Origin of the sequence: Brachybacterium endophyticum (genome assembly GCF_003130585.1) — a bacterium.
GTDB lineage: Bacteria > Actinomycetota > Actinomycetes > Actinomycetales > Dermabacteraceae > Brachybacterium > Brachybacterium endophyticum.
The window spans coordinates 23,077-36,268 of sequence record NZ_QFKX01000003.1; the positions used below are offsets into that span (position 1 = coordinate 23,077).

Annotated in this window: 10 protein-coding genes; 5 read left to right on the forward strand and 5 right to left on the reverse strand. The window is 68.8% G+C overall.

What is annotated here, in order from left to right; genetic code table 11:
- Positions 1-76 precede the first annotated feature (76 nt).
- The 4 genes from yidC to DEO23_RS09000 all read left to right on the forward strand — a co-directional run bounded on the left by yidC (position 77) and on the right by DEO23_RS09000 (position 3,612).
- Complete coding sequence (gene yidC, locus DEO23_RS08985) at positions 77-1,192, forward strand: membrane protein insertase YidC (protein ID WP_109275703.1); 1,116 nt, start codon at positions 77-79, stop codon at positions 1,190-1,192.
- A gap of 86 nt (positions 1,193-1,278) precedes the next feature.
- Entirely contained in the window at positions 1,279-1,986 is a 708-nt protein-coding gene (locus tag DEO23_RS08990; protein WP_109275704.1) for a Jag family protein, read from the forward strand.
- The gene (rsmG, locus tag DEO23_RS08995) at positions 1,986-2,696 is read left to right on the forward strand and encodes a 16S rRNA (guanine(527)-N(7))-methyltransferase RsmG (RefSeq protein WP_109275705.1); all 711 of its coding nucleotides are present in this window, start codon (positions 1,986-1,988) and stop codon (positions 2,694-2,696) included. The genes DEO23_RS08990 and rsmG overlap by 1 nt, the downstream gene beginning before the upstream one ends.
- Before the next feature lie 34 nt (positions 2,697-2,730).
- Positions 2,731-3,612: a ParA family protein gene (locus DEO23_RS09000; RefSeq protein ID WP_109275963.1), complete on the forward strand. Its 882-nt coding sequence runs from the start codon at positions 2,731-2,733 to the stop codon at positions 3,610-3,612.
- Positions 3,613-3,897: 285 nt separating this feature from the next.
- On the opposite strand, the gene DEO23_RS16380 is transcribed toward DEO23_RS09000, so the two are convergent.
- Positions 3,898-4,563: a hypothetical protein gene (locus tag DEO23_RS16380; RefSeq protein WP_240613322.1), complete on the reverse strand. Its 666-nt coding sequence runs from the start codon at positions 4,561-4,563 to the stop codon at positions 3,898-3,900.
- A gap of 280 nt (positions 4,564-4,843) precedes the next feature.
- Here DEO23_RS16380 and DEO23_RS16385 point away from each other — a divergent pair, with 280 nt between their 5' ends.
- On the forward strand, positions 4,844-5,794 hold the full coding sequence (locus DEO23_RS16385) for a ParB/RepB/Spo0J family partition protein (RefSeq protein ID WP_240613323.1): 951 nt from the start codon (positions 4,844-4,846) through the stop codon (positions 5,792-5,794).
- A gap of 2,212 nt (positions 5,795-8,006) precedes the next feature.
- On the opposite strand, the gene DEO23_RS09010 is transcribed toward DEO23_RS16385, so the two are convergent.
- The 4 genes from DEO23_RS09010 to DEO23_RS09025 all read right to left on the reverse strand — a co-directional run bounded on the left by DEO23_RS09010 (position 8,007) and on the right by DEO23_RS09025 (position 13,192).
- Positions 8,007-8,393: a hypothetical protein gene (locus DEO23_RS09010; RefSeq protein WP_109275706.1), complete on the reverse strand. Its 387-nt coding sequence runs from the start codon at positions 8,391-8,393 to the stop codon at positions 8,007-8,009.
- A 121-nt stretch (positions 8,394-8,514) separates the two neighbouring features.
- The gene (trxB, locus tag DEO23_RS09015) at positions 8,515-9,585 is read right to left on the reverse strand and encodes a thioredoxin-disulfide reductase (RefSeq protein ID WP_109275707.1); all 1,071 of its coding nucleotides are present in this window, start codon (positions 9,583-9,585) and stop codon (positions 8,515-8,517) included.
- Positions 9,586-9,782: 197 nt separating this feature from the next.
- Positions 9,783-10,271 (reverse strand): hypothetical protein, encoded by a 489-nt coding sequence (locus tag DEO23_RS09020; protein ID WP_240613324.1) that lies wholly within the window; start codon positions 10,269-10,271, stop codon positions 9,783-9,785.
- Between the two features lie 53 nt (positions 10,272-10,324).
- A complete protein-coding gene (locus tag DEO23_RS09025) occupies positions 10,325-13,192 on the reverse strand; it encodes a protein kinase family protein (protein WP_109275709.1) in 2,868 nt (955 codons plus the stop codon).

Sequence of the window (13,192 nt, forward strand, 5' to 3'; positions counted from 1 at the left end):
TTGTCCGAGACCCCGACCCGCAGCCGTCACATCGCATGAACGACATGCGCCTACCGACGGCAGGAAGATCAGGCCGATGCCGAACATTCTCTACCCCATCGAGTGGGCCGTCGCATGGATCATGGTGCTCTTCCACCGGTTCCTCGACCTCTTCATGGACGGCAGTTCGGGCTGGACCTGGCTGCTGTCGATCGTGGGTCTGACCGTCGTGGTCCGCACCCTGATCACGCCGCTGTTCGTGCGGCAGATCCGCTCCTCGCGCGCGATGCAGGCCGTGGCTCCCCAGCTGAAGGCCGTGCAGAAGAAGTACAAGGGGAAGACGGATCAGGCGTCGCGCCAGGCCATGAGCGAGGAGACCATGGCCATCTACCGCGAGGCCGGGGCGAACCCGCTCTCCTCGTGCCTGCCGCTGCTGCTGCAGATGCCGATCTTCTTCGCCCTGTTCCGCGTGCTGTTCTACAAGCTCAAGGACGCTGCGAACGGACAGCCCTTCGGGCCGCTCACCCACGAGCTCGCCTCGAACGCGTACCACGCGACGCTCTTCGGCGACGTGACCATCGCCGACAGCTTCCTGCGCACGGCCGACACCGGTGACGGGTCGAGCATCTCGACGAAGATCGTCGCCGGCGTCATCATCGCCCTGATGTGCCTGGGCTCCTTCATCACCCAGAAGGAGCTGACCATGCGCAACATGCCGCCGTCAGCCCTCGAGGGACCGATGGCGAGCACCCAGAAGATGATGATGTACATGCTCCCGTTCGTCTACGTGATCACGGGACCGGGCATGCCGATCGGTGTGCTCATGTACTGGCTCACGACGACGGTCTGGACCCTGGGCCAGCAGGCGATCGTGGTCTACACCTATCCGACCCCCGGTTCGCCGGCCGCGACCGCGCACCAGACGCGCGTGAACGCCAAGCGCGAGAAGAAGGGTCTCGAGCCGATCGACCTGACCCCCAAGAAGCCCACGGTCGTCGACGATGACGCCCCGATCCGGGTGCAGCCCAAGGCCAACAAGGGCGGGAAGAAGATGTCCGACGCGGAGCGCCTGGAGGCGGCTCGCGAGGCCCGTCGCAAGGCCCAGGAGGAGCGCAGGACCCAGCGCGAGTCCCAGCAGGCCGACGGCAGTGGCAACGGATCGAAGAAGTCCGGCAACGCCTTGCAGAAGAAGGGCTCGAAGCGCGGCCGCTGAGGCCCGCTCGCCCGTGCCGACAGCGGCGAGAGCCCCAGCTCGCGATCGGCGTCGGGCATGCCATCCACCCCCTCAGGAGACACATCATGACCCAGTCCCATTCCTCATCCGAGTCCGCCGTCGAGGCCGCTGACGCACCCCACGAGGACCCTGCCGCCCCCGAGGAGACCGTCGTCGCGGACACCGCCGAGTCCGTCCAGGACGCCGAGGTCACCGATGCCGAGGTCGGCGACGCCGAGGCCGATCAGATCGTCGCCGGGGAGTCGGAGAGCGACGGGTCGGAGGAGGCCGACGGGAGCTCCGAGGAGGCCGGGAGCGGCTCCCAGGAGCACGTCAAGGGCCTCGAGGAGGAGGGCGACATCGCCGCCGACTACCTCGAGGAGCTCCTGGACATCGCCGATCTCGACGGGGACATCGACATCGATGTCGACGGCGACCGTGCGTCCGTGGAGATCCGCGGCGCCGACCGCCTGGCGCGACTGAACCGGCCCAAGGGCGAGCTGCTGGACGCCCTCCAGGAGCTCGCGCGATTGGCCGTCCAGACCCGCACGGGCAACCGCTCGCGACTCATGCTCGACATCGGTGGCTTCCGCGCGGAGCGCAAGGAGGACCTCGAGGGCCTGGCCGAGGATGCTGTCGCCAAGGCCGGGGAGACCGGTCAGCCGGTGCCGCTGCGGCCCATGAACCCCTTCGAGCGCAAGGTCGTCCACGATGTCGCGAAGGAGGCCGGTCTGCGCTCCGAGTCCGATGGCGACGGCAAGGACCGCCACGTCGTGATCTACCCCGCCTCCTGATGGCGGAGGTCGAGCGGGCCCACGGGCCGGCCCTCCCGGAGCACCTTCGTGAGGTCGCGGGACGTCTGCTGGGGGATCGCCTCGAGCTGGCGGAGCGTTTCGTCGCGATGCTCGCGACGGACGGTCTCGAGCGCGGATTGATCGGTCCGCGCGAGGTGGACCGGCTGTGGGAACGCCACGTGATCAACTGCGCCCTGCTGGTGGACGCGATAGGTCCGGAGGCGCGCACCCTTGCCGACATCGGCTCCGGGGCGGGGCTGCCCGGCGTGGTCCTCGCCATCGCTCGGCCTGACCTGCGGATCACTCTTGTGGAGACCATGCAGCGTCGTGCCGTCTGGCTCGAGGAGGTCACGGACGTGCTCGGTCTGGACGTCGAGGTCGTGCGTGCACGCGCGGAGGATCTGCACGGAGACCGCACTTTCGACGTGGTCACCGCGCGCGCCGTCGCCGCCCTGGGGAAGCTCGCCGGATGGACCCTTCCCCTGGTCTCCGACGGTGGCGAGCTGCTGGCCCTCAAGGGCATCTCCGCGGCCGACGAGATCGAGGCCGCGGGGAAGGCCCTGCGCCGCGTCAAGGGCACCGATCCCCAGGTGCTGACCCTCGGCTCGGGAGAGGTCGAGGTTCCTACTACAGTGGTCCGGGTGCGCCGGGGCCCGTCGACGACGGACCCGCATGCCGCTGGGACGAGGAAGGGAGAGGGACGTGGCTGAGAGCCGCAGCCGATCCGCCGGGAGCACCGGGAACATGGACGACACCCCTCTCATGCGCCAGCTCGCCCGGGACCATGCCCGCCGACGGGAATTGGAGGGACTCGTGTTCGATGCTCCCGAGAGCACGCGCGTGATCACCGTCGCCAACCAGAAGGGCGGCGTGGGCAAGACCTCCACGACCGTGAACCTGGCGGCGGCCCTGGCGATGGGCGGACTGAAGGTCCTGGTCATCGACATGGACCCGCAGGGCAACGCCTCCACCGCCCTGGGCGTGGATCACCGGTCCGAGGTGGCAGGGATGTACGACGTGCTCGTCGAGTCGACCCCGCTGGAGGACGTGGTCCAGGAGGTCGGCGAGGTCGAGGGCATGCTGTGCGCCCCCGCCACGATCGATCTCTCGGGCGCGGAGATCGAGCTGGTCTCGATGGTCGCTCGCGAGAACCGTCTGCGCGGCTCGATCCGCGACTACCTCGCCTCCCGGGAGACCGATGGTGGCCAGCGTCTGGACTACGTCCTGATCGACTGCCCGCCGAGCCTGGGCCTGCTGACCGTGAACTCTCTGGTCGCGGCCCGCGAGGTGCTGATCCCGATCCAGGCGGAGTACTACGCACTCGAAGGGCTGACGCTACTGCTGAAGAACATCGATCTGCTGCGCCAGCACCTGAACCCCGAGCTCGAGGTCTCCTCAATCCTGCTGACGATGTACGACGCCCGCACCCGGCTCGCCGCGCAGGTCGCCCAGGACGTGCGCACGCACTTCCCGGATCAGACCTTCGAGACCACGATCCCGCGGTCGGTCCGGATCTCCGAGGCGCCGAGCTATGGCCAGACGGTGTTGTCGTACGATCCCACGAGCAGCGGAGCGCTGGCCTATCGGGCAGCAGCTCGGGAGATCTCCACTCGTCCCGCCCCTTGACCTGCGGCGTAGGACGCCGAAGAGATCTTGACCCCCATGATGGGTTCACGCGGCAGGGATGCTTCGAGAATCCGGACGATCATTGAGCAGTGAGGATGCCATGACGCAGAAGCGAGGACTCGGACGAGGTCTGGGTGCGCTGATCCCCGGGGGATCGTCGACCCCCGCCGAGCAGCCTCTGCGCACGCGCAGCCATCCGCGGACCTCGGCCGATCCGGGAGAGCCCGGCGCCAGCAGTCGCCCGGTCGACATGTTCTTCTCCGGCGATCCCGCCGAGGCAGGCGCTCAGGAGCGTGAGCGCGGCGTGCGCGGCGACATCGCCGGAGACATGGCACGGGACGCCCGCAAGAAGCGTGCGGCCTCGCGCACCTCCTCGCGAGCGAACCGTGGGCGCAGCAGCATCGCGGAACGCACGGTCGAGCCCGCCGCGGCGCCGAGCGCGAGCACCGAGGACGCCCCGGCCACGAGCACGTCGCAGAAGACCCCGTCCGACGCGTCGACCACCACCGCCCGGACCGCGTCGGCGGGGAAGAAGAGCACCAAGGGGACGCAGGCCGACACGTCGACCGACAGCACGTCCTCGACCGCGCGTGCGTCTGCCCCCACGGCGTCGACCAGCAAGACCTCGACGTCCAAGGCCTCCACGTCCAAGAGTTCGACGTCGAAGACCTCCACGTCGAAGAGCTCGACGACCGGGAGCACTGCGAAGAGGAGCTCGACGACCTCGTCCGGCCCGACGTCGTCGAAGACCGCCGGGAGTACGACCGCTGCGGACAAGACCCCCGCCAGGACGGCCGAGAAGGCTCCAGCGAGGACGGCGGAGAAGGCGTCCACGAAGACGTCGGACAAGGCGCCCACGAAGACCGCCGAGAAGGCGCCCTCGGCGGCTTCCGCACCGAAGAAGCAGACGGAGACGCCCCCGACGCCGGAGCCTGCCGCAGCGGAGGCCACGACGGCGGAGACATCGCCGCATCCGACTCCGGAAGCGTCCGCACCGAAGGACGGCCGGTCCCTCGAGGACAGCCCCGTCGTCGACGTCCAGCCCGGACATCGCTTCCCCGCACGCGAGGAAACATCCGCGGCTCCCGACGACGATGCCGTTGCTGCTCCGTCCGAGCCGGTCTCCACCGAGGACGCCGTCGAGAGCAGCTCGTCGGATGCGGAGCCCGCCGAGGACACCGACGTCACTGCCGGCCCGGAACAGGGTTCGGATCCGACTCCGGAATCGCAGGTGGACGAGGGTCAGGACCAGGCTCGTCCGGGTGAGCGACCGAGCGCTGAGGACGATGCCGAGTCCCGCCGAGAAGAAGACTCCGTCGCCCTGGAGGGTGACAACGATCTGATGCCCGTCCCCGGGGCCGAGTTCGCCGAGATCCCGATCCACGAGATCCGTGAGAACCCGCGCAACCCCCGTACCGATTTCGACGACGACCAGCTCGACGAGCTCGCTTTCTCCCTTCGCGAGGTCGGCGTCCTGCAGCCGGTCGTGGTGCGCCCGATCCAGGTCAGCGATGCCGGTGAGTCGTTCGAGCTCGTCATGGGTGAGCGTCGCTGGCGCGCGGCGCGCCGGGCAGGTCTCGAGACCATCCCCGCCATCATCCGTGCGACCAGCGACGACGATCTGCTCCGAGACGCTCTGCTGGAGAACCTGCACCGCACGGAGCTGAACCCCCTCGAAGAGGCGGCTGCGTACCAGCAGCTTCTCGAGGACTTCGGGTGCACACAGGACGAGCTGGCGGATCGTATCGGCCGTTCGCGCCCGCAGATCTCCAACACGTTGCGGCTGATGCGCCTTCCCGCGCTCGTGCAGAGGCGACTCGCGAGCGGGGCCCTGTCCGCCGGGCACGCTCGCGCTCTCCTTGCCGTAGAGGACCCCCGTCTGCAGGAAGAGTTGGCACAGAGGATCGTGGCGGACGGTCTGTCCGTGCGCGAGACCGAGCGTCTGGCCTCTCGCGGCACCGAGCCGGCGTCCGCGGGTCCCAACCGTCGTCGGACGAGCTACAACCCGCGCGTCGTGGACCTCACCAGCCGGCTGTCGAACCGACTGGAAGCACCGGTGAAGATCGACGTCGGCAAGCGCAAGGGTCGGATCACGATGGAGTTCACCAACCTCGATGATCTCGAGCGACTGGCTGAGCGCATCGGGCTGGAGCTCGGGGAGGGCTTCTCCCCTCAGGAGTAGTGCCCGTACGAACCACGGGGCTCCTTCTCGCGTCGAGCGGGGAGGGGCCCCTTTTTGGTGCTGTGGGAGCCGGGTCCCGGATCGTCTGGCGCAGGTGTGCAATCCCGGGTAGCCACTTCGCGGGCATGGCTAGTCCGCGTGAAGCGAAGGGCGCCGGTAATACAATCTCTGATACAAAAGTGTGGTAACTGCACGAAGGGCCTGGCCAGCGGGTTCGGCTGTCTGATACGCAGTGTCTCGTTGGTGGAGAGAACGTATAGGGGTCAGGTGAGCCCGTGTTGGAGAGTCGGGCTTCGCGGGATCAGGGTTTCCCGTGAAACCCCCTCCCCTGGGGCTAGGTCGCGCCCCAGCTTCTCGGGTAGCGGCCCGCAGTCAGATCCGCCTACTGTGCTGAGGGCTCGCTTCACGGTTTCACGTGGAACTGCAGCTGTATGCGAACGTCGGTGGCGCCTCGCGTGGCACTGCTTCTAAGTTCCACGTGAAACCGCTCGCACTCGGTGAGGTCACCTCGTCTGCACTGAGGACCAACTCACGCGTCTTTGCTGCAAGACGGATTCCAGTCCGCCCCCAAATGCCGCGGCGTGCTACGGCTCAACAGGAGGGACGACGATCGCGAGGCGGTGGCACAACCCCTCCGTTCCACGTGGAACGTCGGTGCTCACCGGCGACACCACGCCTCCCTAAGCATGGCGCTCAGCACACCGAGCCCGTCCGAGCGCAGCTTCAGACCTGGACGGGCCGCTTTCGGACGTTGCCCACACACGTTTCAGGTGCAACTGGCCGCCCTCCAAGGGGTCATCGGTGGCCAGATCGTCAGGCTCTCTATGGAGCCCAACCGGACCGCGAGGCACTGCTGCGCGGGCCGAGGTGCTGCCGTTGTCTTCCTCGTACTGGCGGGCATGCGCTGCGCGGGGTGTCCCAGAGCGATGGCCTTACGCAACGCTTTGATTCACGTGAAACGTACCCGTCACAGGCAACGCTCTGATTCACGTGAAACCGATCGGTCTCTCGCTCCACCCTGATTCATGCGAGGCGTGGCGCTCCATCGCGATGGCCGGACAAGGTCACTTCACCCCGTGTCGCGACTATGTGCCGTGTCTTTGTTGAACACTCGAGCCACTTTCGCTGCCCTCGCTCACGGAGACGGCCGATCCTCAGGCTGACACCGCACCGTTTCACGTGCAACGCACGTACCTAGCAGGCTGAGCCGCATGAGATCCATGCGTGCGTCACCAACGACCGCCTTGAGCGCTCGCGCGAGCAGAACTGCAGATGGCTTGTGCGACTGTCTACGTGACGCATGGTCTGGCTTGGCTTGTTCCACGTGGAACGCCCCGAGTGCAGAAGCGCGCTCGTAGGGCGAGAGGGAGCGCGGCGCCGTACGTGGTCCATGGGCATGGATGCCGTCGACGGAAAGCATTGGTGACCTGGGGTTATGTGGCTCTGCAGCACCAACTCTGAAGACTCGACCTAGCACCCGACTGCCTCGTATCGGAGGGCAGGAGTGGGTCGTGAGCTGTAGTTTCACGTGACACGATGCCGCTCGACGTAGCTAAAACGCACGCACCACGATTGAACATCCGCCTCCTCGGGCGGGCCGGGGGAAGAGCGGCGCGCACATCGCGTGCGTTGCTGTGGACGTTCCTATCGCACGCTCTCCCAAGCGCTGGACACCGATCTCATTCGGCCTCGTGCCCCCAGACGGCGTGGCCAACGAGGCTCCTGTTCGCGCGTCACAACCTAGCCGCGCATGCGAAGTGCACAGTGTGCATAGTCGTGTGGAAAACTGGGTTCAACGGCCGCATAGCAGGGTGCAGGGTGGTGGACAACCGAGTCGCGTTGAGTGAGAGCCACATCACAGCCCTCGAGACGAGGCGGCGTTCTTGCAGGTCAGCCGGGTTCTTGCGACAGAGCGCAACCTGGTGCGGAGCGACGCCTGGTCAGGACAGGCGGGGGACACATTGTGGATAAGTCTGTGGAGAAGGCGCACTTCTGTGTGGAAAGCGGTGTGCGCTGCTGTGGATCATCGCCCCGGTATCGATGAAGGTGCACGTGGCCGCGGGGTGTCGTTCCACGGTTCCGTGATCGGTCGATGTCGCCTCTGTACCCGGGGATCGCCTGCCGCGAATGGTGTGAGGCGGTATCCGGCCGTTCCCGCTCCCGCGCGCTCCCCGGCTCAGTGGTCCCTCGGTAGCCGCGGTGGCATGCTCGATCAGCGCGTGCGCTCTCCGTCGTGAAGCGTCGTTCTCACGAGCTCGTCGATCTCGTGCTTCGCGGCCGCGCCGATGTGTCGTCGCGAGAGTGCCCACCGTCCGCGGAGTCCGATGTTGCCGCCCTCGACGTCGGCTCCCTCGATGGCCATCGGTTCCGTGACCGCGAGGTCGGAGTCGGCGTCATCCGCCCCGGGGTGCAGGGAGAACCCTTCGGCGGAGGAGATGGGCACCTTCGCATCGCGGCCCGTCGCCGGTTCCATATCCGCGCAACGGTCCCGCCCTCGCTGAACATGGGCACGGCCGCCAGGTGTGACGACGATCCAGGTCGGCAGCTCGGTGATCGAGAGGGAGTCGAGTATGTCCTCGGCGGGGTCCTCGAGGATCACCGCGAGAACCCTGCTGCCCCACCGAGCCTGCAATTCCCTCAATAGGGTCGTCGCAGGACGGCAGGGCAGACACCACGAGGCCGTCACCAGAACGATGACGGCCTCGTGAGGGGTCGGTGAATCAGGCCTCGCGGGCACCGGCGGTCGCGACCTGCTCGGGCTCGTCGTCCTGGAGGGCGAGCCAGCGCTCAGCATCCAGCGCGGCCTGGCAGCCGCTGCCGGCAGCGGTGATGGCCTGGCGGTACGTGTGGTCGACGACGTCGCCGGCGGCGAACACGCCCTCGACCGAGGTGTGGGTCGAGCGGCCCTCCACGATGATGTACCCCTGGTCGTCGAGGGCGACCTTGTCGCGGAACAGCGCCGAGCGGGGCTCGTGTCCGATCGCTTCGAACACCGCCGAGGTGGGCAGCGTGCGCTCCTCCCCGCTCTCGGTGTCCTTGATCGTCACGGACTCGACCTGCTCCTGGCCGTTGATGCCCACGAGCTGGGCGTTCCAGGCGAACTCCAGCTTGGGGTCGTTCTCGGCGCGACGGGCCATGATCTTCGAGGCGCGCAGGGCGTCGCGGCGGTGGATCAGGGTCACCTTGGTCGCGAAACGCGTCAGGAACGTGGCCTCCTCGACCGCGCTGTCACCGCCACCGACGACGACGATCTCCTTGTCCTTGAAGAAGAACCCGTCGCAGGTCGCGCACCAGCTGACACCCTTGCCCGAGAGCCGCCGCTCGTCCTCGATGCCCAGCTCGCGGTAGGCGGAGCCGGTAGCGATGATCACGGCACGACCGCGGTAGACGGTGCCGTCCTCGAGCGTCACGGTCTTCACGGCACCGTCGAGCTGGACGTCGATCGCGTCCTCGAAGACGATCTCCGCGCCGAAGCGCTCGGCCTGCTCCTGCATGGTGCCCATCAGATCGGGCCCCATGATGCCGGTGGCGAAACCGGGGTAGTTCTCCACGTCCGTCGTGGTCATCAGGGCGCCGCCGGCGTCGAGCGCGCCCGCGATGACGACGGGGTTCATCTCCGCGCGGGCCGCGTAGATCGCGGCCGTGTACCCGGCGGGCCCGGAGCCGACGACGAGGATGTCGTGAACGGTGTCATCGGCGGCAGAGCTGGAGACGCCCTGCGTGGCCGGCGCGGTCGACGACGCGCTCGAGGGCGTGCCGAGGATGTTCAGGGCCTGGATGGGCTGCGACATGGAGAAGCCTTCCTATCGAAGTCTGGAGTGCTTGGCCTGCGACGGCAGGCGCCGAGTGAGCTGAGGGCGAGGGGTCTGCACCGGAGCGGGACCGGTCCGGGACCGGTCCGGTCGCTCCTGGAGTAAACGAGGCGTGCGTGAGGGTCGTGGCGAGTGGGGGGCGTGGAACACGCCGAGGGCATCGAGGGGTGTCGCGGTCAGACGCTCCCGATCTTCGTGGAACCGTTCCAGATCAGTGTCTCGTCGGCCGAGGCACCCTCGCTGCCACAGGTGGGCCGCACCACGGTGACCTCCACGATGCCGCCGTTCGCGCGCAAGGAGTCGCGCTCGTTGGGTCCGTGGACGATCAGCCAGTACTGGCCGGAATCGGCGCCCCATTCGACCTCCTCCATCACGATCGGCGCATCGCTCACGCCTTGCTGCCGCAGACACAGGTTCACGTCGAACGTGGCCGGGGCCTGGAACGACGTCCCCGACGCGACCAGCCGCTGCGCCTCCGCACCCAAGGTGCTCTCCGTGACAACGGGAAGACCCGATGCATTCTTCCCCGGTGCGTTCCCCGTCTCAGCCGACGAGCCCGCGCTCCCGCGCGAGACCTCCGTCGTGGACTGCTGGAGCGCCTCGGAGAGGAGGAGGCCGACGAGGGCGGCCAGGACGAGCGCGAGGACCACCGCCCACGTGCTCACCCCCGGACCGGAGGAGGACGGCCGGGGACGCCGATGGCGGATCCCGGGGGCGGTCATTCGGCCTTGATCTCCGTGATCCGGGCCCGGTAGCCGTCCCCTGCCGTGTTCGAGGGGAGCTCCGAGATGTGCAGCTCGACGCCCTCGGTCTCGACCGGCTTGTCCGGCTTCAGCTCGAGCTTCCCGTCCTCGGAGAACGAACCGGTGGCCAGCTTGTCGCCCCGGTCCCCGTCGGAGTCGAGGGCGTAGAGCTCCACGCTGCCACCGTCGGCGTCGGCCGTGGAGACGGTCAGGTCCTTGAGCGTGGACTTCTTCTCGAAGGGCAGGTTGATGCTCAGCCCGTCCTTGAGGCCACCGAACGTCGCCGACTGGTAGGTCTTCGAGGACCAGTTGTTGTCGGTCGACCCGTCGGAGAGGCGACCCGCGTCCTCCGCGTTGTCCGTGTTCCCGTTGCCACCCTGGGCGACGATCTCCGGCTCACCGAGGGTCGGCGGCGGCACCGGAGCTTTCGACTCCGTGGCCTCCGTGGGCTGGACCTGTTCGTTCGTGGCCGAGTCCGTGGGCTGCGTGGCCATGGTGGTCTGCTCGTTCAGACCCGAGTTCGCCTCACGCAACCCCGAGGTCACGCTGGTGATCGCGAAGACGAGGGCGATGATCACGACGAGCACCGCTCCGATCAGGATCCACTGGATCTGCCGGGACCTCTCGGACTCCGGCTCGGTGCTCGTGGTGTAGATGTTCGAGCTGTCCTCGGCGCTCATCGCCACACCCACGACGTCGCGCATCAGGGCGCTGCCACGATGTCCGCGGTCGCCGGACCGACCGACGTCCTCGGGAACGGCCGGCCGGCCACGCACGATGATCGGACCGGGTGTCTCTCCCTCGTCCTCGAGGGGTGTCTGGGCGACCCCGTCCCTCCAGTCGGCGTCCTCGTCACGGCGTACCGGGAGAACGGCGTTGCGCCCCGCAGCCGAGGGCGGGATCGCGGCCGCGGCCAGCGGATTCTCCTTCTCCTCGACGTCCATGTGCCCGGGGAAGGCCGCCTTGTTGCGGGACTCGTCCAGATGGAGCGTGCGCACGAACTCCGCGGCCGCCGGGCCGTTCGGATCCTCCTGGGCTGCTGCGTGCCGTGCGTCCTGGGGGGACTCGGCCTCATGCTCGGCCGGCGCGTCGGACGAGGACTCACCTTCCGCGGTGTCCGAAGCGGAGCCCTTCCGTGTGCCGGCGGCGGAGGTCGCAGCTGCTGAAGCTGCAGCGGTGGAGGCTGCGGCGGTCGTGGCCGCGCCGGTGGACGCCGCGTCGGCCTGCGACTGCGGCTCTGCCGCGGTGGCACGCGATGATGCCGGCTGTTCGGGTGCGGCTTCGTCCGATGCCGGTGCCGACGCCGGTGCCGACGCCGGAGCCGACGGCTGCGCGGAGCCCGCTTCTGCGCTGGTGGCGGGTGCCTGGTCGGTGGCCCGGTCGTCGGTGTCGCGGTCGGCGGCGCTCTTCCGGTCCCTCGCGGCCTTCGCGTCCCCGTCGCGTCGACCCTTCGCGAGGACTGCGGCGCCGGCGGCAGCCCCCAGGGCCTCCATGGCCCCGAGTGCCCCGCGGCGACGTCGAGGGCGCTCCGACTCGGCTTCGGCCTCGCCCGCCGATTCGCCATCGGCCGACCCGTTCGACCGGGTCTCCGATGCCGTCGACGCCGCCGGCGCCGCGCTCGCGGTCCCCTGCGGCGTGGTCGGAGTCTGCTTCGTGCCGCTCGCGGACTGCTGTCCGGAATCGGATGCGGAGGCATCGACGGAATCGGCCTCGCGGCTGCGTCGGGCCTCCTTCTCGGCCGCGGCGCGACGCGCGGTGCGACTCGTGTGGACGGCGGAGATGTCGGCGCGGGGCTCGTCGTCGCCGAGGACGCTCGGGCTCTTGGCATCGGAGCGCGCTGCGGTTCCCCGGTCGCTCCCGGGATCCGCCGCGGTGCGAGGGGTCGTGGCGGCCGCGGAAGCCGCGCCGGCAGCGGATCCCGCGCCGGCCGCGGAACCATCGTGGGTGGCTGATCCCGTGGTTCCCGTGGAGTCGGTGCTGCTCGCGGAGTCCTTGCCGGCCCCAGCGTGGGACGACGCGTCGGCTGATCGTGCGTCCTGCGGGTCGTACGCCTCCAGCGTGACCGGGATCGACTGCCACGGCTCCAGCTCCGCGATCAGCTCGCCCGTGGTCTCGGGAACGGTCTCCTCGCCGTCTGTCAGGACGAGCTCGCACAGCAGGTCGAGGTCCTGCGGGATCCGTCGGTCGCTGACGGCGGACGGCCTGGGCAGCTCCTCGCCGTCGCGCGCGGAGGGAGAGGTTCCGGTCAGCGCCCGGTAGAGCAGCGCCACCAGCGCCGTGGTGTCGAGGAAGGAGGCGACACGCCCGTCGCGCTCGGCGTGGGGGTGTGCCGCGGCCTCGACTCCTGCGCCGAGCACACTCACGGCGCCGCTCTGGGTGTCCACGAACACGCGGTTCGAATCCAGGAACTGGTGGCGCAGACCGCGTCGACGCGCGGCCTCGAGTCCCGTCGCGGCCTCACCGATGATCGAGCGGGCCGTCTCCGGGCGCAGCGCGCCCTTGGCGAACAGGGCGGCGAGAGGCGGGGCCGGCGGCGCCGGGTACTCGACCACCGTCAGCGGACCGTCGCCGGCCGATGCGTCCTCACCCTCGCGAGGATCGCCGATCACCGTCACGTCCAGGACGGGCAGCAGACGCGGGTTCTCCACCAGATACGCACGTCGTGCCGCGTCGGCGACCTCGAGCGCGAGGTCGCCGTGGACCATGAACAGCGTCACGAGCTCGCCGGTGCTCACGGACCGGGCGCGATGCCAGGACGCGTTCTCGGCCACGCCCGACAGCGGGATCGCTGCCTCGACGCTCCAGCGTTCGCGCACTGCGTGCTCGTGGTGTCGTTCGTTCAC